The sequence below is a fragment of the Williamsia sp. 1138 genome (assembly GCF_002095435.2).
Taxonomy (GTDB): Bacteria; Actinomycetota; Actinomycetes; order Mycobacteriales; family Mycobacteriaceae; genus Williamsia.
In genome coordinates, this window is the sequence record NZ_MJEJ02000040.1 from 136,685 (window position 1) to 154,650 (window position 17,966).

The window sequence follows — 17,966 nt, forward strand, 5'->3', positions numbered from 1 at the left end:
ACTTGATCGCCGACTGATTTGGACTATGACAGAGGACTCTGCTGTGCCGTGGCTCGACGACGCCGAACAGATCGCGTGGCGGTCCTTCATGAACGGCACCCAGCGCCTGTTCGACGCCATCAATGACTCGCTCGTCGAAACGTCCGGCCTCACGTTCGCCGATTACCGGATCCTGGTGTTGCTGTCCGAGAACGATCAGATGCGTATGAGTGCGCTGGCCGACGGTGCGTTGAGTACAAAGAGCACCATCTCGCGGCGGATCGCCCGGCTCGCTGAGGCCGGGTTCGTCGAACGCCTGGCCAAGGACCACGACAAAGATGCCCGGAACAGGGTCTGTCGCATCACCCCTGCTGGCCGCGACAAGCTGCACGAAGCGGCAAAAGGGCATGTTGTCGCAGTGCGGACCTACCTGCTTGATCACCTCGACGACCACGAACGCGAGGCCATGGGCACCACCTTTTCGAAGGTCGACAAGTGGCTGCGTGACAACCCGCAGAACCGCGTCAAGTAGTCTGCTGTCCGGACGAACAAACAGCGTTTGACGTCCGAAGGAAGCGTGGCAGAGCGGCCGAATGCACTCGCCTTGAAAGCGAGCGTGGGTGAAACCACCGGGGGTTCAAATCCCTCCGCTTCCGCCAAGTCGCCTCTCCTGTTTACTCAGGTGGGGCGTTCGTTATGCCGCTGATCGTCAGCGGCCTTGATGCTCTCTGGCCACAATCTGCCCACACCCGTCACTGAGGCTGCCTGATGCCGGGCGATTCCAGCGGCGTCGAGATCGTCGTCAAAGAGAGGCGAGTACGTTCCTGGCCCGGCTTCGTTTCGTTCTCAGGGTGAAACCGTATTTGCGCAGGTGAGACTCGCCCCGCAAGTCGGAGCCTACTGTTGAAGTGACGCATATCACTAAAATCTGTCAACAAAGTCGCAACTTTTTAGTGCTTTTCGGCGCCATGTGAAATAACTTGCTACGTCGTACGAGGGTCAGTCCAGTGGCTCGACGCGGGTGAGCAGATTAAGGAATTCACGATTGATGAACAGTCGATCGCGGCCGACCTTCAAGTCTTGCAGAAGCCCAGCATCGGCTAGTGAGCTGAGCCAGCTCGTAGCGGTCGGTCGCGACACGGCACAGCGCTCGACCACCGTGTTGATCCTGCAGTAGGGCTGCTCGAACAAGACCGACTGGAACTCGGAGTGTGCAGTTCCCTTCGAGATGGTTCGTGACCGCTGTCCGAAGTCATCCTGTAGGTCGCGGATTGCGTCAATCTTGCGGAGGGTCATCCGCGATGTCTTTTCGATGCCGCGAAGTACGTACAGAATCCACTCCTCCCAGGCGCCAGTTGCGGTGACTGCGAGCAGTAAGCGGTAGTAGTCATTTTTGGTGTCGATTATGTACCGGGAAAGGTAGAGGACCGGCATGCGGAGGAGGCCGGCCTCGACCAACATCAGGACGTTAAGAATGCGTCCCGTTCTGCCATTGCCATCGGAGAATGGGTGGATAGCTTCGAACTGGTAGTGAGCCGCGGCCATGCGAACCAAGGGGTTCACCTCGTCGGTGTGAACGAACTTGTCCCACTCGGACAGCTTTCCTTCGATGAGGTCGCGGCCCTCGGGCGGGCTGTAGATCACCTCATTGGTGTTTGGGTTCGCGATCCGCGTCCCCGGCATAGCCCGCACTTTCATCTCTCTGGCCTTGATGATGCTGCACACGGCCGCGGCAGTTGACGCCGTCAGCCCGCGTTCGTTTGTCAATCGAAATCCCCTGTGCAGCGCAGTCCGATATCGCAAAGTCTCGCGGGTGGCCGGGTCGGCCGCAGAAGTGTCTTCTCCGATGTGGCGAAACAGCTCGTCCGTCGTGGTCACGATGTTTTCTATCTCTGAGCTTGCTTGGGCTTCGAGCAGTGGGATGGAATTGATTAGCACGGTGGGGTTGGGGATCGACACCACGGCTTGATCGAGTTGGGCTAGCGCCGCGCTGGCACCGATTGCCGCTCTGAGGACATCTTTGGTCTCCAACTCGTCGGCCGCGGGGGGAGGCAGTAGCTCGTTGTTCGGCTTGTCGCATCGCCAGGTCATCGAAGAATACTTTCACCCAAGGGATGATATGTAAAGATTTAGGTCAATTTTTTATATGAACTGGGCACCTGTAAACAAACCTTTCGAAGACCCGATTGGTGCGCGGAGGGCACCCCGAAGACGGCAGGGGTGCCCTGCGCCCCAACCTGCCCACACTTATCCGCGAAACAGGGCGACTCTCACCAACCCGATGATGGGTCGTTGTGGCGGCCTCCACCTGGTGTTTTGTTCGCCACAAGGCCACATCATCGGGCAGGATGCGTGACATGTCATCTGAGTTCGACGTCCCGCCGGAATCGCCGTTCGCGCTGCTCTCCTCCCCGGAGAAGCGGGCCTGGTTCGCGTATATGAAGCTTCAGCTCAGACTGCGCTACGAGATGAACCGGCAACTGCAGGCCGACAGCGGGATCTCACTCGCGGATTTCGACGTACTCGTCGCGCTGACCAGCGAGGCCGGGGGCCGGATGAGCGTTTCCGCCTTGTCGACACGGATCGGCTGGGAGCGCAGCCGGACGTCTCATCATGCGAAGCGGATGGCCGCTCGTGGCCTCGTCGAGATGAGTAGATCAGAGCAAGACCGACGGGTCACCGAGGTCTCGCTGACCGAACACGGCTGGTCGACATTGCGAGACGCCTCGCCGGGCCATATCGGACTGGTCCGATCGTTGTTCTTCGAGAACGTGGACACCGATGAACTCGACACCCTCAGCACCACGATCGAAAAGATCTACGACACCGTGATCGAGAACGGCACCCTTCCGAGGCCCGTGGATCACCCTTGACCTCTAGCGGTTGACAGGTGCGGCCCGCGCGGGCACATTTAGGTGACTTATCACGTAATGCCGGAGGAGACCTCGTGCCGTACACGATCGCCGAACTGATGGAAGTCAACCTGCTCGGGGTGTTCGGGGAGAGAGATGACAGCAAACGCGAGGCGAAAGCCGCCGAAATCTACTCTGAGAACGTCAGTTTCGCCGACCCCGAGGGCGTGGCCACGGGACGCGAGGCGCTGACCGCGAAGGCGAAAGAACTACTCGACGGCGCACCCGGTTTCGTCTTCTCCACGGATGGACCAGTGCTACAGACGCAGGATCTCGGTCACCTTGCGTGGACGTTCGGGCCCGAGGGAGAGCCTCCGGTTGCGTCCGGCATCGACATCGCGATCGTCAAGGACGGCCAGATCGTCTCGGTGCACACACTGCTGAAGTAGCCCGAATGCCCGGAATTGGGTCGTTGTGGCGGTGCCCACCTGGCCTTTTGCTCGCCAGAACGACACATTTTCGGGGGGGCGGAAGTTACCGTTTCGGCTTGCGTGGGCCTTTGCCGGGGATCTTTCCGGCCGCTTCTCTGGAAGCGCGTTTCGCGGCGGCCTTCTCTTTGGCCGACCGTTTCGGGGCAGGTTCGGACTGACCTCGCGACGACGTCGCCTTGCGTCCGCGCACGATGCCGATGAACTCCTCGGCGAGCTCGGATGTCGGGGCCGGCCACAGCAGGCCCACCGCTCCGGTCGGGGCGTCTGTCACCGGACGATAGGCAAGATCCTTGCGATGATGCAGTCGGGCCAGGGACTGCGGGACCAGCACGAGGCCGGTGCCCGCTGCGACGAGTTCGATTGCGTCGCCGGTGGTTTCCGGTCGATGTTCCACAGCGGTTCCCGGCCGTTGACCGACCAGTAATGGTTCGTCGAGTGGCCACAGGAGATGTTCGTCCGCCAGATCGCCGATGGAAATCTCATCGACCGCGGTGAAGACGTGGTCTTTCGGCACGACCACGACCGTCGTCTCCCGGTAGAGCTCGATGGTGTGGTGTGGCCCAGGGTCGCGGTGACCCAGGGCGTCGGGCAGCCGGGTGATCGCCATCTGCACATGCCCGTCGCGGATCGCGTCGGCGCACTCGGCAACCTCGATCGGGACGAGTTCGAGCCGTACCCGCGGTAGGCGTTCGCTCCAGGTGCGTGCCCACTTTCCAGGTGTCACGCCAGGTACAAACGCCAGCTGAAACGACGAGGCATTGTCAGGCGCGGTCACGCCCACAGGCTACCGGCCGATAGTCTCGGGATATGAGTTCGCAGTCGATGAAGCCGGCCACCGCCGCCAAGAAGTTGGACGTGTACCTGCCGGCGACGCCCGCCGAGTTCCAGGAGGGCGTCATCACCCGTGCCGAACTGGAAGCCCTGCAAGCGGATCCGCCGACCTGGCTGCGTGATCTGCGCGTCAACGGACCCCACCCGAAAAACCTGGTGGCGATGAAACTCGGTATCTCGAAGGGCGCGCTGGTGCGGCACGACATCACCGAGGCACTGACCACCGCGCAGATCAACGAACTGCTGTCCGAGATGCCGGAGTGGCTCGAGGCCGAGCGTGCCACCGCGGTCGCGGTTCGCGCCGAAGCCGCCGCCGAGAAGTCAGCACCTCCTGCCGACCGGCCGCGTTCGCGCAAGCGCCGATAACCGCCCGATAGTGGTGGCTTGTGGCGAGCCCGACCTGGGGCAAACGCTCGCCAGAACCCACCAAGATCGGGTCTAGAAGCTGGCTTCGACGGGGGCAGGCGGGAGCGTGACGACCTGGCCGGCGTAGCTCAGGCCTGCGCCGAACCCGAGTAGCAGCGCGGTCTGGCCGCCCTTGGCCTTACCCGTCACCAACATCTCCTCGATGGCCAAGGGGATCGACGCCGCCGAGGTGTTGCCGGTGGTCTCGATGTCGTTGGCGACCGGAACGTCGTCGGCCAAACCGAGGTTTGCTTTCATCAACGTGTTGATGCGGGCATTGGCCTGGTGGGGGATGAAGACCTCGATGTCATCCTTGGACACCCCGGAACGTTCGATCACACTCGACAGTGCCTTCGGCAGAGTGATTGCGGCCCAGCGGAATACGCGGGTGCCCTGCATCTCGACCACCATCCGTCCGACAGGCTCGGTCTCGGGATCCCTGGTTTGGAAGGCTTCGGCGCGGTCCATGTATTCGGGGATGTCGTAGTTCTGGGAGATCGCGTCGCTGTTCTCACCGTCGCTGCCCCAGACGGTCGGTGAGATGCCGTTCTCCTCGCTCGGCCCGACGACGACGGCCCCCGCGCCGTCGCCGAAGATGAAGGCGGTGTTGCGGTCGGTCGGTTCCATGACCACAGACATCGTCTCGACGCCGACGACGAGGACGTACTCGGCCGAGCCCGCGCGGATCATGTCGGTGGCCAGTCCGAGTCCGTACCCGAAGCCGCCGCAGCCCGACGCCACGTCGAACGCCGGGATGCCGTTGATTCCCAGGTCCAATGCGACCACCGGCCCGCCGTGTGGGATCTTCGTTTTCCAGCTGCCGGTGGCCAGGATGATCGCGCCGATCTGCTCGCGATCGATACCGCTGTTCTTGATGGCCCGTTCGCCGGCGGCCACCGCCATCGATCGCGCGGTCTCGTCACCGCTGATCCAGCGTCGGCTGCGGATCCCGCTGCGCTCGAAGATCCATTCATCGGAAGAGTCGAGTACTTCGCACACCTCGGCATTGCTGACGACCCGTTGTGGTCGGTAGGCGCCGATGCCCAGCATGGAGACGTTGACGTGTCCCGTGGTTGTCGCAATGTTCATGGTTGTAGCCGACCCTTCGATCTGATCACCAGAAATTCATCAGCCCAGGACGTTACGCCTGTGACGTTGTCGAACCCAGCAGGCGGTCGGCGCGGGGGACGACTACATTTCTCTCGCGGGGGGACGCCGCGGTGCTCAGGCGCTGCCAGGACTCACCCGGAAGGCAGTACCCTCTCGATGCGCATCACCAGGACTCTTCGAGTGTTGACCTCGGTCATCCTGCTCGGACTGATCACCACCACCTACGGCGTCGGAGTCGCGACTGCCGACCCCGACACCGCGCACGTCACCAGCGTCGACAAGCTGACCGACCAGCATTGGGTGATCAACGTGTACTCGCCGGCCATGGATTCGGTGGAGGCGCTCGACGTACTGGTACCCGCAGATCGCAGCATTCCGGCCCCGACGCTGTACGCGTTGAACGGCGCCGGCCAAGGAATTCTCAAGGACTCCGGCTGGTTCGAGGCCACCGACATCGTCGACTTCTTCGCCGACAAGCAGGTCAACGTCGTCTCGCCGCGCGGCGGCAACTTCAGCTACTACGCGGATTGGATCTCCGACGACCCGGCTCTCGGCCGCAACAAGTGGGAGACCTTTCTGACAAAGGAACTGCCGCCGGTGATCGACGCCGAACTCGGTACCTCCGGCGTGAATTCGATCATGGGTATGTCGATGAGTGCCTCGTCGTCGCTCTTCCTCACCGCGGCGAGCGGCGACCTCTATCAGGGTGTCGCGTCGTTCAGCGGATGTGCTCGTACCACCGACGAGATCGGATACCAGTACATGAAGCTGGTCGTCGAGACCCGCGGCAAGGGCAAACTGGAGAACATGTGGGGCGAACGCGACAATCCGCTCTGGGCTCGACACGACATGTATCTCAACGCAGAGCAGTTGCGCGGGAAGACGATCTACCTGTCCAGTCGCACAGGCCTGCCCGGCAGGTTCGACAACAACGACAACGTGCGGCTCAACGGTGATCGGCCCTACGACCTCGCCGACCAGATCATCCTGGGTGGCGGGATCGAGGTTGCGACCGGACTGTGTACCCGGCAGGTTGCCGACCGCCTTGCGCAGCTGGGCATCCCCGCGGTCACCGATCTCGACGAACCCGGCAGCCATTCGTGGTCCTACTGGGAACAGGACATGCGCAAAGCGTGGCCCACCCTCGCCAAGTCGATGGGCATTCCGGCCTGATTCGGCGGGGCGTCATCCGTTTTTCATGCGATTCACCGCACATGAACAGCGGCAGAGTGATTAAGTTATTGCGTGAAACACGTCTATCGCGGTCAAATTTTCCATATCTCCGGATCACCGAAAGTGACCGCGGCCCACGAGGCGCTCGTCTTCGTCGAGGACGGCGCACTCGTGGTCGACGAGAACGGCATCGTCGCCTGGTGTGGTGAGTTCTCCCAGCTCCCAACCGAACACGAGCACTCGTCAGTGGTCGACTACCGCCCGGGATTCATCCTTCCGGGGTTCGTCGACACCCATATCCACTTTCCGCAGACCTACGCGGGCGACTCCTACGGCGGAGGCCAGCTGCTGGAGTGGTTGGAGCGCTGCATCTTCCCGTCGGAGTCGAAGTTCGGCGACCCGGATTTCGGGTCGATGGCGGCGGTCGAGTTCACCAATCAGCGGGTGCGGGCCGGGACGACGGCAGCGATGGTCTTCGGATCGGCGTTCCCGCACGCCCAAGACGCTCTGTTCGAAGAAACGAAGCGTCGCGGCCTGCGGCTCGTCAGCGGCCGCGGGATCCAAACTCGCGGACCGGGTTCGGCCGACCCCCTGATCACGAGTGAAGAGAAGGCCATCGAGCTGACCGCCGCGGAGGTGGACAAGTGGCACGCCGCCGACACCGGTGACGTCGACACCGCCCTGCTGCACGTCGCGCTGGTGCCCCGGTTCTCCCTGTCGGTCACACCGACGACGTTCGTGGCATTGGGGGAGTTGTACAAGGATCTGCGGTCCAAGGGCGTGTACGTCCACACCCATCTGAACGAGAACAATCGCCCGGGCACCGGTGAGGTCGACGCGACCAAGGCCGATTACCAGGTGAACTCGTACCTCGACACCTACGACGGCAAGTTTTTGCCCGGCTCCAAGGTCGGCGGGGAGTCCTTGCTCGGGCCCCGCACGATCATGGCGCATTCCGTGCACTGCCAGGACGGCGAGCTCGCCCGCATGGCCGAGACGGGCACCTCGATCTCGCACTGCCCGGTCTCCCAGTTGTTCCTCGGATCGGGCACCATGCCGTGGCTGCGCACCGTGGCGTCGGGCGTCAACATCTCACTCGGTACCGACCACGGCGGCGGCGACGAATGGCTCATCTCGCGAGTCGCCAACGACGCGTTCAAGCAGCACATCACCGAACCCGGCGACGCCGGGGTGTCGATGCATCCGGCGGAGATGCTCTTCGTGTCCACCCTCGCCGGCGCGCGGGCACTCGACCAGGAAAACCGCTTCGGAAACTTCGACACCGGCAAAGAAGCCGATTTCATCGTCATCGACCCCGAGCAGTGGCCTTCGCTGAACAACGCCGTCACGTATGGCGCACGCGCCGACGACGCCGACATGGCCCGGGATCAGATCCTGTTCGCGCTCCTGATGCAGCTTCGCGAGCCCGCGATCACCTCGGTGTACGTTCAGGGCCGCAAGATCGAGGACTGACGCCTGGAGACGAAGCGGAGCGGAGCTCGACTGGTGGGGCTGGAGACGAAGCGGAGCGGAGTTTGACCGGTGGGTGATTCAGATGCCCGATGAACCGGGCGAGGCAACAGTTCTTGTCGCCTTTCATCCGGCACCCCCTGCCGACTTCGTAGCGTGGGTCGAGGAGGTCAGCACGGCGGTCGCGACCCAGCCGGGTTTCGTACACGTGGCGGCCGCTGAACACCTGCAGCAGGCGATCTCGCTCTCGTTCACCGAAGAAGTGGCGCTGCAGACCTGGCTGGATTCACCCGGCTGGTCTGCGCTCCTCGCCTCGGGAGTTCGCAGCGGGATCAGGCGCGAGTTCAGCGACCTCGTCATCGTCGACGGCGAGGAGCCACCGATGGGCGTCGGCGTTTTCGTGCATCGGGTGGAACCGGCGAATCTGTCCGGGTTCGTCAGCGCCCAGCGCAAGCTGATGAGGTTGAGCGCTGTGGCCCCGGGTTTCGAATACTCCGTTCTGATCGGACCGAGGCTCGCCGAACCCGGCATCGAGGAGTGGACTGCGGTCGTCAAGTTCCGCAACGACAGTCTGCTGGCCGGCTGGCGCGAGTCGCCGGCGCGGGCGGGGGTGCTGGGCGAACTGCGTTCCAACCTCGAGCAGGATTTCTCGGAGTCGTTCGAGACCAACTCGTTCGGCTCGATCGTCCGGGTCACCGACGGAAAGTCCGCATCCACTCCCGAGTGGAAGGTCGGGATGATGGTGCTGCTGGTGCTCTACCCGACCGTGATGATCCTGTCCCGGTTCATCGGGCCGTCGTTCGACGACTGGGGCGCCGAGCCGTGGCTGTCGATGTGGATGAGTCAGATCTTGTCGGTGTCGCTGCTGACCTATCTGTTGATGCCGGCAGCCACCTGGGTGTTCGCATTCTGGCTCGACCCTGAACGCGGTTCATCGGCGAAGGTGTCGGTGATCGGCGCCGTGGTCGTCGCCGTCCTCTACGCCGCGACGCTGGCGATTTTCGCGTCCGTGCGGTGGCTGCAGTTCTGGGACTACGCCTGAGGCGCTGCCAGGGTCGGGTCAGTCGACCGTCGGGCCGGGTTCGTCGATGATCCGGTCCACGAGATCTTCGGACAGCTCTTCGTCGGGCGCGACCGCGACGGGGAACTCGGGCTGCTCCTCGAGAGGCACGTCGGGCTCTTCCTCGGCGATCTTCTCATCAAGAGATTCGCCCTCGAGTTCTTCTCGGGGCGTGGTCCCGAAACTGTCGGCCTCGCTCCAGTCCTCCGGTGGATCGGTCACGTCGTCGTCTGCGCCGATGCGTTGTTCGTCGGGGTCGAGGCTCTCGCTCGGGTTCAGGGTGTCGCCGGGGCCGTCTTCGATGCTCATTTTCGCAGCGTGCCCGAATGGAATGCGCCCGAAACAACCCTCAGGTGATGAACGCCTGCGGTGCCGGACGGCCGGTGGGGTCGGGGTGTTGCAGGCGGTCTGCGCAGACAGCGGCGAGTCTGGAGCGAGCAGCGGGGTTCGGCACGGCCGAGGGGTGTTCGGCGAGGAGTTGCTGGACGCGTAGAAAGAAGCGCTGCGACGAAATGCCGAAGCTCGTGAAGATGTCTTCCGCGTCTCCGCCACCGAACGGTGCCCAGCGACGTGCAAAGTCGAGCATTCGCACCGCCTCGGCTGTCAAAGTTTCTTCGCTGTGCTCGCCGGCTGGCGACGATGGGTGCAAACCCGGCATGGCGACTCCTCGGGTGATCCGATCTGGCCGCGATGATCCCGCGGCAACGGAAGAGCCGGCCGGGCGACGCACGACCAACGGTTACAGAAGCCGTGCGGCACTGAGGGATTGGCTGCTCGTTGCTTGAGCGACACGCGGCAACGGTGGGGTGACCTCGCAGCCGACGCGTACAACGAGATTAACCTCGGGGGCCCCACGATTCAAGGATTTGGCGGATCGGTGCGGTTCGGACCGTACGGGTGGCGCGAACTCGCCTTTCGTCGGTGTCGGCAGTCACAGCCGGTGTGAGAGTATGGAGGAGTCGGTTTAGACGAAGCCGCGCCCGCGCGCTGGCACATCTGGATGCTGAAGTGCTTTTGCACCGACGAGTTAGGGGTCTTCTATGGCGCCGAATAAAAGAAAACCGAGTTCCGTCGCAGATACTGCCGATCTGACCGGCGATGGCCTGACCATCGCGACAGTGGGCCACGGCGACATCTCAGTCCTCACGGTGTGGGGAAGTATTGATCTGTTGACCGTTTCGCAGCTGACTACAGCTGTCGAGGATGCGGTCTCCGCCCGGCCTGCAGGCCTGATCATCGATCTCACCTACACCGATTTCCTGTCCTCCGTAGGAATGTCCGCGCTGGTGCGGGCGCAAGAAGCGATCGGAACGGAACGGCGGTTCGCAGTGGTGGCCGATGGCCCGTCAACGTCGCGCCCGATCAAGTTGGTCGGATTGGACCGGACTCTGGCGTTGTACGCGACCATGGATTCGGCACTGGCCGAGATGACGGCCACCGACCTGCCCGAACATGAGGGCCGAGCGACCGCGTAGGTGCGCGGCCGAAACAGTGGAAGGCGACGGTGTGATCGAAGGCAGCAATACAGGCATTCATCTGACCATCGCGAATCTTGTTCGAGACATGCATGACTCGCTGAAAAGCAGCGATCTGGACGCAATTCTCACCTCGATCACCGCGGGGGCCGTCGAGTACGTCGACGGTGCGCAGTATGCGGGGATCATCCTGGTCGACAAACGGAAGAAGACGACCGAATCGGTGGCTGTCACCGATCCGGTCGTCGAACTCCTCGATGGCATCCAGACGCGCGTCGGCGAGGGCCCATGCCTGGAGGCAGCATGGGAACACGACACCGTGCGCCTCAACAACTTCGCCGATGAGCCTCGCTGGCCTGCATTTGTTGCGGAAACCCTTGCGCGTACGTCCGTGGTGTCGAGCCTGAGCTTCGAGCTCCACAGCAGCGACAGCACTCTCGGGGCGCTCAATCTTTTCTCCGAGCGCGAGAATGCTTTCTCTGCCGAGGCCGAAGAGGTGGGCCGGGTCTATGCGACGCATGCTGCGCTGGTCCTGCAACGCGCGCGCGAGAAGGAGCACTTCAACAGCGCTCTTGCCAGCCGCGATGTGATCGGGCAGGCCAAGGGCATCATCATGGAACGTTTCGATATCGACAGCATTGCCGCCTTCGAACTGATGCGGCGGTTGTCCCAGGACACCAACACTCCGGTGGTGGAGCTGGCGAGGCAGCTCGTGCGACGCGACCAGCCTCGGGATGGTCAACCCGGCAAGAATTGAGTCGGGGACTCGATCGAGCGGTCCGGCGGGTGACCGGTGGCCTGGAATACCACGCGGTGACCGATGAGGACCGCATGATCGGCGAAACGTTCGTAGTAGCGGCCCAGCAGGGTCACGTCCACTCCCGCGCCGATTCCGTGGTCCCATGTCCGGTCGCTCAGCACGGTGAACAGGTGCTCGTGAAGCGCATCCATCGCATCGTCGTCGACTTGCAGGCGGCGAGCGTCGTCCACGTTTTGACTGGTCAGCGCTGCAGCGGCGTTTCCTGCCATGGCAACGGCCAGGGCCCCCATGTCGGCGAAATAGCCTTCGACCTCCGGTGGCAACGCATGCATCGGGTGCCTGCGGCGCGCGACTTTGGCGACATGCAGGGCCAGAGCGCCCATGCGCTCGATGTCGGCGACGACCTGGAACGTCGTGACGATGGATCGCAGGTCGCCGGCCACGGGTGCCTGCCGCGCAAGCAAACCGAAAGCGCGTTCCTCGGCCACCCCTGACATTCGTTGGATGTGCTCATGGTCGCTGATGACCTGTTCCGCCACAGCGAGATTCGCGGACAGGAGCGCAGCTGTCGAGCGCTCCATCGCGGTGCCTGAGAGTTCACACAGGCGCGCGAGCAGCGTGTTCAGCTCCGCCATCTGCGCATAGTAGGCAGTTCGCATCGTTCAGCCGCGCCGCATCGAGACAATAGAGGCCGTGGTCAAGGCTGCTCCCTGGGTCTGTGTACGTCTGCCGGTCAACGCGGGTTTACCCAGGACAGGGGCCTTCTACACCTGATGTGGGTATCGTTTGACGATGGCACTCGACGACGCGACCATGGCGCTGCTGGCCGAGTTGGGCAAGGACGCCGGCCCGCCCATCCATGAACTCTCCATCGAAGAAGCCCGCGCCATCGGTGGCGCGCTGGCCGGTCTGAGTGGCGCCGGTCCCGATCTGCACGCCGTGCGCGAGGACACCGTCCCCGCGGACGACGGATACCCGATTCCGGTGCGGGTCTTCATCCCGTCCGAGAACTCCAGCGGAGTCCTGGTCTACTTCCACGGCGGCGGGTGGGTGATCGGTTCGATGGCGGACTACGACACGTTGGCGCGAAAGCTTGCCGCCGAGACGAATTGCGTTGTGGTGCTGCCAGATTACCGGCTCGCTCCGGAATATGCGTACCCGACTGCAGCCCGTGACGCCTGGGATGTGACGAACTGGACCGCGGCGAGTTGGCCGACTGAGCCCTTGGTCGTCGCGGGCGACAGCGCGGGAGGCAATCTCGCCGCCGTGGTCGCCCAGCAAGCCGTGGCCCGAGGTGGGCCCGCGATGGTCCTGCAGATCCTCTGTTACCCGGTGACCGATCACCACCTCGACACCGTGAGCTACCTCGACCCCGCGAACCAGCTACTGCTGGACCGCGATCTGATGATCTGGTTCTGGGACCAGTACGCACCCGATCCGGCCACGAGGGCGAATCCGGATGCCTCACCGCTGCAAGGTCGATTGGCCGGAACCCCACGGGCTCTGGTGCTCCTGGCCGAGCACGATGTCCTGCGCGACGAGGGGGAGGCGTACGCCAGGGCGCTCGCCGAATCAGGAGTTCCCGTGACAATGACCATCTTTGACGGCCAGATGCATGGATTCTTCCAGCTGGTCAATGTGCTCCCGGGCGCAGAACTGGCGGTGCGGACGGTTGGGAACGAGGTGCGTTCGGTGATCGGTGGCCCCGTGGTCGACATGCAGCCACCTCTTGTGTGACCTAAAGTAGGCCTGCAGCGGAACGCGTCCACAACTGACTTGCCGTCGACACGCGTCTCGCGAGGAGTCACCCATGTCAACCCCATCGTTTGCTGTTCCCATCGTGGACATCTCGCCTTACGTCGAAGAGGCCGGCGATGCGGCCCGTGCCGAGGTCGCAGCTCGCATCGACGCCGCCTGCTCCGAGGTCGGATTCATCCAGATCTTGGGCCACGGCATCCCTGAGACCGTTCTCGACGATTTCACCGCAGCCATGGACGCTTTCTTCGCGCTGCCACTGGAGACGAAGAAGAATTACCGCACGCCGCCCCGGATCAACCGTGGATACGCCCCACCCAAGACGGAGTCACTGTCGCTGAGCCTGGGCATCGAATCAGCGAACCGGATGAACGACTTCTTCGAGGCGTTCAACGTCGGTGTGCGTGCTGCGGACTATCCAGACCACGCCCTGCCGGCCGATGACTACGCCGAAAACCTGTGGCCTACTGAGGTATCAGGCTTTCGGTTAGGAGTGGCGGGGTACTTCGCGGAGGTCGCCAGGGTGGCTCGCACGTTGACGCGGATCTTCGCTGACGCACTGGACCTCAGTCCACGGTACTTCGACGGATTCACCGACCACTCGCTCGACGTGCTCAGGATGAACAACTACGCATTGCCGCCCGGTGAGATCGAGATCGACGGTGAGTTGACCGGGATGGGTGCGCACACGGACTACGGCATCGTCACGGTGCTCTGGGCCGATCAGGTGGCGGGCCTACAGGTTCTCGGGCATGACGGCAGCTGGAACGACGTGTCGCCGGTCGATGGTGCGCTTCTGGTCAATCTCGGTGACCTGATGGCGCGGTGGACGAACGAGCGCTGGATGTCGACCGTGCATCGGGTCAAGCCGCCTATCGTCGATGGCAGTATCAAACGGCGTAGGTCGGCAGCCTACTTCCATGACGGCAACATCGACGCGACCATCGCGACGCTGCCCTCGTGTGTGGGGGCTGGCAGCAAGTACCCACCCGTGACCGTCGCCGATCACATCGCCGGAAAGCTGGCGGGTTCCCGTGCTGGAGTTGCCAATTCATCCGCGAAGCGCGAGGCCGAGCGGGTCAGGACCGCTGCTGCCGACGCCTGATCGGTCAGAGCCACTCACGGCGCTTGAAGACGAGGTACAGCGTCGTCACGGTCACGACGATGATGATGGAACTGGAGATGAATCCGCCGCTGTGCTCGAAACCCGGGAACGGGACATTTTGGCCGTAGAAGCCGGTGACGGCGGTCGGCACCGCGATGATCGCCGCCCATCCGGTGAGTTTCTTCATCACCGTGTTGAGCCGGGCGTCCTGCAGGGACAGGTTTGTCTCGAACAGCGAGGTGATCATGTCGCGTAGGGATTCGGTCCACTCGGTGGCTCGCAACACGTGGTCGTACAGGTCGGTGAAGTTGGGATCGAGTTCACTGGGGGCCTTGTTCTCGAGCCGGCTGCGCTGAATCATCGACACCACTTCGCGCATCGGCATCACCACGCGGCGGAGCGCCACCAGATCCTTGCGGAGTTGATACGTGCGCTGTTGGAGTTCGCTTCCTCTGCGTCTGTCGTCGAAGAGCAGGCTTTCCAGTTTCTCGATGCTGTCGTCGAGTTCTTGCACGGCATCGAAGTGTCCGTCGACCACCACATCGAGCAGGCCGTGCGTCAGTGCGCCAACGCCGTGTTGCTGCCCGCCCATCTGGTCCCAGCGCTCGAGGACCTGGTTCATGTCGAACTCGTCGGAGAGGCGGACGGTGATCAGCGCGTTGTGCTTGATGAACATGGAGATCCGGTGCGTGTGGATCGCGTCGCCGCGCTGCGGCTCGCCGGCATCGGGGTCCATGTCGACCGCGTAGACGGTGATGAACTTGTGCGTCGGGTATGACGTGGCCTTCACCCGTTCGGCGGCTGCGAGGGCGTCTTCTACCGCGAAGGTGTTCAAGTCGAGCTCTGATGCGAGTTCGGTGAGGGCCTCGTGGCTGGGATTGACCAGGTCAGCCCACACGAGAAGGTCTTTGTCGTCAATGCAGTCCGAGACCATGCCGAGGTTGAAATCGTCCTGTAATTCACCATGTCGCCAGATGCGGCCCTGCACGTTTTCGATCACCGTCCCATGGTGCCACCGGATGCGCCGCTGAGCCCTACCCCGGCAGATACGCAGCCTTGGCTGCCCGAGTGAGCCGGTGGCTTTGTCCCGAGTGGCAGACACCAAGCGCATCGAAAGAATGTCCAATATCTTTTCGGGTTCAGTGAGCATTCGAGTCGCCTGTCTGGCACGGCCGTGGTGCGAGATGGAGCAGGTTCATGAAAGCTCGGCGAGCACAGGAGCATTCGTAGCCCTCGCGAATTCGGATGGGGCGTTTCTTGGATCTTGTCTCAATGTACATGTTTTGGCGAATATTGCTGATGCGGCGACAGTAGCGAATGATATTTAAACGTTGACATTGACTATTTTTAAGGGTTCAATTCGAATCAGCGGCCTGTAGTGACGCAAAGTACCCGACCCGGGAAAGTCATTACAGTTCAGGCAATTCAGGCCCGCGGGGTTTCCTCAATTTGCTGGGATGGACGTGAACGGTGGCTGGCCGACCGACGGCGCAGTCATTGATCTCCTGAGCACAGATTGGCGTGGTTGCCGCATGCGACAAGCCCTGCAAGTTCATCGATTTTCCGAATCAAACCGACGAAGACGAGGCATGCAGGCGATATCGGCCGCGGCTGTCCTCGCAGTATGTGTCGGGGGCGCCGTCGTAGGAAGCGGCACCTCTTCTGCAGAGCCACTCGACCCGGGTCTGGCCACAGCGGGCAGTTTCGGGGTGCTCGCGGCGGCGTCCATCACGAACACCGGCGCCACCACGGTCACCGGTGATATCGGGACGTCGCCGGGCACCGCGATCGACGGCGGCATCGGCTACAGCGGCGAGCGGTATTCCGCAGGCCCAGTGGCTTTGCTCGCGCAGAACGACGCGCGGACCGCCTACACCAACCTTGCCGGCCAAGAGCCGAAGCAGGCGAAACCCACCGAATTGGGCGGTTTGACCCTGAAGTCGGGCGTCTACAACAACGCCACCAGTTTCGAGATCACCGGGACACTCACCCTCGACGCCGAGGGCGACCCCAACAAGGTCTTTGTCTTCCAGGCCGGCACCTCGACCCTGATCACCGCATCCGGTAGCAGGGTGTCGATGATCAACGGCGCGCAAGCGTGCAACGTTTTCTGGCAGGTCGGCACCTCGGCCACCCTCGGAACCGACTCGGTCTTCGTCGGTAACTTGCTGGCTCAGGCCTCCATCGCTGCGCAGGCGCGAGCGGTCATCGACGGGCGACTGATCGCGCTCGGAGCAGGCATCACCCTCAACACCAACACGATCACCCGATCGGCGTGTGAGACGGGGCCGACGACAACGACGACCGTCCCGACGACGACGGTGCCGACCACGACGACTCCCCCCACCACGTCGCCGACGGTTCCGACCGTCGTCACCCCGCCGGGTCCGGTGATCCCGGGGCTTCCGAGTATTCCGGGACTGCCCAGTATTCCGGGGCTCCCGGGTCAGCCAGGCGGACCGGGTCAGCCGGGTACTCCGGGAGGACCGGGAACCCCGGGTCAGCCGGGCACCCCAGGCCAGCCGGGTACTCCGGGAGGACCGGGAACCCCGGGTCAGCCGGGCACCCCAGGCCAGCCGGGGACTCCGGGTCAGCCGGGCACCCCTGAGGCACCGGGCGAAGAAGGACCCCAAGGGCAGGGTGGTGGAGGCAAGGAAGGCCCCATCACCACGCCGCAGGCTCCGTCGCCGGGCAACCAGGTTCCTGATGTACCCCGCGGATCGGTCGACACCGGTGACGGCAGTACAGCACTCAGTGCCTCATGGTCTCGGCAGTTGAGCTTCGCCGTCTCGACGTCGGCATAGTGACATTGCTTCAGGTCCCCGTCGCCCGTACCGGGCGGCGGGGACGTCGGCAACTCCTGGCGTTCTGCGCCGCGCTCGCCGCGATGTCGTTGCTGCTCATCGGCTGTGGCGGCCAAGAGCAGCTCGCGGGCAGTGCGCCGGCGCCGACCTCAGAGAACCCCGCAGCCGCGTCGCCCATGTCGTCGTCGCAAGTCGGCACCTCGAATCCCACTGCTCTGATCAAGTCCACTCCCACCCGCATCGAGATCCCTTCGATCGGAGTGGATTCGACGCTGATGGGGCTCGGACTCGATCAGACCGGCGCCATGCAGGTGCCGCCCGGTGGATTTCCCGCCGGCTGGTACACGGGTGCCCCGACCCCCGGTGAAGACGGCCCCGCTGTCATTGCCGGACACGTGGATTGGGACGGTGAGCCGGGCGTCTTCTTCGACCTCCGCAACGTGAAAGACGGTGCCGCGATCGCTGTCACCCGACAAGACGGCACCGTCGCAAAGTTCGAGGTGACTCGCGTGTCCGCGTTTGCCAAGGCGGAGTTCCCGACCGAACTGATCTACGGCAGCCTCGATTACCCGGGGCTGCGTCTGATCACCTGTGGTGGTTCGTTCGACGAGAGTGCCGACAGCTACGACGACAACATCGTCGCGTTCGCAACACTGGTCGGAAGTAGTTGAGGTTCGGCCGTTTTCTCCGTTGATC

19 protein-coding genes, 1 tRNA gene and 1 pseudogene are annotated in these 17,966 nt (G+C 63.3%); 14 read left to right on the top strand and 7 right to left on the bottom strand.

Annotated features, from left to right (window positions below):
* Positions 1–25: 25 nt before the first annotated feature.
* Both BH683_RS11605 and BH683_RS11610 read left to right on the top strand, forming a co-directional pair.
* Positions 26–511, top strand: a complete 486-nt coding sequence (locus tag BH683_RS11605) for a MarR family transcriptional regulator (RefSeq protein ID WP_084836420.1) — start codon at positions 26–28, stop codon at positions 509–511.
* A 39-nt stretch (positions 512–550) separates the two neighbouring features.
* Positions 551–638: transfer RNA gene (locus tag BH683_RS11610), tRNA-Ser, on the top strand.
* Between the two features lie 340 nt (positions 639–978).
* On the opposite strand, the gene BH683_RS11615 is transcribed toward BH683_RS11610, so the two are convergent.
* On the bottom strand, positions 979–2,070 hold the full coding sequence (locus BH683_RS11615) for a Fic family protein (protein WP_084836421.1): 1,092 nt from the start codon (positions 2,068–2,070) through the stop codon (positions 979–981).
* A gap of 266 nt (positions 2,071–2,336) precedes the next feature.
* Here BH683_RS11615 and BH683_RS11620 point away from each other — a divergent pair, with 266 nt between their 5' ends.
* Complete coding sequence (locus BH683_RS11620) at positions 2,337–2,852, top strand: MarR family winged helix-turn-helix transcriptional regulator (RefSeq protein ID WP_084836454.1); 516 nt, start codon at positions 2,337–2,339, stop codon at positions 2,850–2,852.
* Between the two features lie 74 nt (positions 2,853–2,926).
* Entirely contained in the window at positions 2,927–3,280 is a 354-nt protein-coding gene (locus tag BH683_RS11625; protein WP_084836422.1) for a nuclear transport factor 2 family protein, read from the top strand.
* Between the two features lie 85 nt (positions 3,281–3,365).
* On the opposite strand, the gene BH683_RS11630 is transcribed toward BH683_RS11625, so the two are convergent.
* A complete protein-coding gene (locus tag BH683_RS11630) occupies positions 3,366–4,103 on the bottom strand; it encodes a LysR family transcriptional regulator substrate-binding protein (protein ID WP_084836423.1) in 738 nt (245 codons plus the stop codon).
* 41 nt (positions 4,104–4,144) lie between these two features.
* Between BH683_RS11630 and BH683_RS11635 the strand changes: the two genes are divergently transcribed.
* Entirely contained in the window at positions 4,145–4,519 is a 375-nt protein-coding gene (locus tag BH683_RS11635; RefSeq protein ID WP_084836455.1) for a DUF5997 family protein, read from the top strand.
* Positions 4,520–4,591: 72 nt separating this feature from the next.
* Here the strand turns inward: BH683_RS11635 and BH683_RS11640 are convergent, their stop codons facing one another.
* Positions 4,592–5,647: a beta-ketoacyl-ACP synthase 3 gene (locus tag BH683_RS11640; RefSeq protein ID WP_084836424.1), complete on the bottom strand. Its 1,056-nt coding sequence runs from the start codon at positions 5,645–5,647 to the stop codon at positions 4,592–4,594.
* Positions 5,648–5,824: 177 nt separating this feature from the next.
* Here BH683_RS11640 and BH683_RS11645 point away from each other — a divergent pair, with 177 nt between their 5' ends.
* The 3 genes from BH683_RS11645 to BH683_RS11655 all read left to right on the top strand — a co-directional run bounded on the left by BH683_RS11645 (position 5,825) and on the right by BH683_RS11655 (position 9,353).
* Entirely contained in the window at positions 5,825–6,841 is a 1,017-nt protein-coding gene (locus BH683_RS11645; RefSeq protein ID WP_084836425.1) for an alpha/beta hydrolase family protein, read from the top strand.
* 72 nt (positions 6,842–6,913) lie between these two features.
* Entirely contained in the window at positions 6,914–8,314 is a 1,401-nt protein-coding gene (locus BH683_RS11650) for an amidohydrolase family protein (RefSeq protein ID WP_084836426.1), read from the top strand.
* An 82-nt stretch (positions 8,315–8,396) separates the two neighbouring features.
* Entirely contained in the window at positions 8,397–9,353 is a 957-nt protein-coding gene (locus tag BH683_RS11655) for a hypothetical protein (RefSeq protein ID WP_084836427.1), read from the top strand.
* Positions 9,354–9,392: 39 nt separating this feature from the next.
* Here BH683_RS11655 and BH683_RS11660 read toward each other — a convergent pair.
* Positions 9,393–9,680 (bottom strand): annotated as a pseudogene (locus tag BH683_RS11660) (hypothetical protein); the annotation flags it as partial.
* A gap of 40 nt (positions 9,681–9,720) precedes the next feature.
* Entirely contained in the window at positions 9,721–10,029 is a 309-nt protein-coding gene (locus BH683_RS11665; protein WP_084836428.1) for a DUF3263 domain-containing protein, read from the bottom strand.
* Between the two features lie 382 nt (positions 10,030–10,411).
* On the opposite strand from BH683_RS11665, the gene BH683_RS11670 reads away from it, so the two are divergent.
* Together BH683_RS11670 and BH683_RS11675 are read left to right on the top strand one after the other, a co-directional pair.
* Positions 10,412–10,846 (top strand): STAS domain-containing protein, encoded by a 435-nt coding sequence (locus BH683_RS11670; protein WP_084836429.1) that lies wholly within the window; start codon positions 10,412–10,414, stop codon positions 10,844–10,846.
* Positions 10,847–10,877: 31 nt separating this feature from the next.
* Positions 10,878–11,603, top strand: a complete 726-nt coding sequence (locus tag BH683_RS11675) for a GAF and ANTAR domain-containing protein (protein WP_246833325.1) — start codon at positions 10,878–10,880, stop codon at positions 11,601–11,603.
* On the opposite strand, the gene phoU is transcribed toward BH683_RS11675, so the two are convergent.
* Positions 11,585–12,265 (bottom strand): phosphate signaling complex protein PhoU, encoded by a 681-nt coding sequence (phoU, locus tag BH683_RS11680; protein ID WP_084836431.1) that lies wholly within the window; start codon positions 12,263–12,265, stop codon positions 11,585–11,587. The two genes, BH683_RS11675 and phoU, sit on opposite strands and share 19 nt — an antisense overlap.
* A 133-nt stretch (positions 12,266–12,398) precedes the next feature.
* Between phoU and BH683_RS11685 the strand changes: the two genes are divergently transcribed.
* Both BH683_RS11685 and BH683_RS11690 read left to right on the top strand, forming a co-directional pair.
* Positions 12,399–13,343: an alpha/beta hydrolase gene (locus BH683_RS11685; protein ID WP_084836432.1), complete on the top strand. Its 945-nt coding sequence runs from the start codon at positions 12,399–12,401 to the stop codon at positions 13,341–13,343.
* Between the two features lie 73 nt (positions 13,344–13,416).
* A complete protein-coding gene (locus tag BH683_RS11690; protein WP_084836433.1) occupies positions 13,417–14,466 on the top strand; it encodes a 2-oxoglutarate and iron-dependent oxygenase domain-containing protein in 1,050 nt (349 codons plus the stop codon).
* A 4-nt stretch (positions 14,467–14,470) separates the two neighbouring features.
* On the opposite strand, the gene BH683_RS11695 is transcribed toward BH683_RS11690, so the two are convergent.
* Positions 14,471–15,466: a magnesium transporter CorA family protein gene (locus BH683_RS11695; protein ID WP_246833326.1), complete on the bottom strand. Its 996-nt coding sequence runs from the start codon at positions 15,464–15,466 to the stop codon at positions 14,471–14,473.
* A 589-nt stretch (positions 15,467–16,055) separates the two neighbouring features.
* On the opposite strand from BH683_RS11695, the gene BH683_RS28420 reads away from it, so the two are divergent.
* Positions 16,056–17,270, top strand: a complete 1,215-nt coding sequence (locus BH683_RS28420) for an ice-binding family protein (RefSeq protein ID WP_084836456.1) — start codon at positions 16,056–16,058, stop codon at positions 17,268–17,270.
* The gene (locus BH683_RS11710) at positions 17,270–17,941 is read left to right on the top strand and encodes a class F sortase (RefSeq protein ID WP_210405195.1); all 672 of its coding nucleotides are present in this window, start codon (positions 17,270–17,272) and stop codon (positions 17,939–17,941) included. Before BH683_RS28420 ends, BH683_RS11710 begins: the two co-directional genes overlap by 1 nt.
* Positions 17,942–17,966 lie beyond the last annotated feature (25 nt).

Excerpts from the sequence above, each read along its gene's own strand:
- BH683_RS11605 (WP_084836420.1), top strand. The coding sequence starts at position 26 with ATGACAGAGGACTCTGCTGTGCCGTGGCTCGACGACGCCGAACAGATC.
- BH683_RS11615 (WP_084836421.1), bottom strand. The coding sequence starts at position 2,070 with ATGACCTGGCGATGCGACAAGCCGAACAACGAGCTACTGCCTCCCCCC.
- BH683_RS11620 (WP_084836454.1), top strand. The coding sequence starts at position 2,337 with ATGTCATCTGAGTTCGACGTCCCGCCGGAATCGCCGTTCGCGCTGCTC.
- BH683_RS11635 (WP_084836455.1), top strand. The coding sequence starts at position 4,145 with ATGAAGCCGGCCACCGCCGCCAAGAAGTTGGACGTGTACCTGCCGGCG.
- BH683_RS11640 (WP_084836424.1), bottom strand. The coding sequence starts at position 5,647 with ATGAACATTGCGACAACCACGGGACACGTCAACGTCTCCATGCTGGGC.
- BH683_RS11645 (WP_084836425.1), top strand. The coding sequence starts at position 5,825 with ATGCGCATCACCAGGACTCTTCGAGTGTTGACCTCGGTCATCCTGCTC.
- BH683_RS11655 (WP_084836427.1), top strand. The coding sequence starts at position 8,397 with ATGCCCGATGAACCGGGCGAGGCAACAGTTCTTGTCGCCTTTCATCCG.
- BH683_RS11665 (WP_084836428.1), bottom strand. The coding sequence starts at position 10,029 with ATGCCGGGTTTGCACCCATCGTCGCCAGCCGGCGAGCACAGCGAAGAA.
- BH683_RS11670 (WP_084836429.1), top strand. The coding sequence starts at position 10,412 with ATGGCGCCGAATAAAAGAAAACCGAGTTCCGTCGCAGATACTGCCGAT.
- phoU (WP_084836431.1), bottom strand. The coding sequence starts at position 12,265 with ATGCGAACTGCCTACTATGCGCAGATGGCGGAGCTGAACACGCTGCTC.
- BH683_RS11685 (WP_084836432.1), top strand. The coding sequence starts at position 12,399 with ATGGCACTCGACGACGCGACCATGGCGCTGCTGGCCGAGTTGGGCAAG.
- BH683_RS11690 (WP_084836433.1), top strand. The coding sequence starts at position 13,417 with ATGTCAACCCCATCGTTTGCTGTTCCCATCGTGGACATCTCGCCTTAC.
- BH683_RS28420 (WP_084836456.1), top strand. The coding sequence starts at position 16,056 with ATGCAGGCGATATCGGCCGCGGCTGTCCTCGCAGTATGTGTCGGGGGC.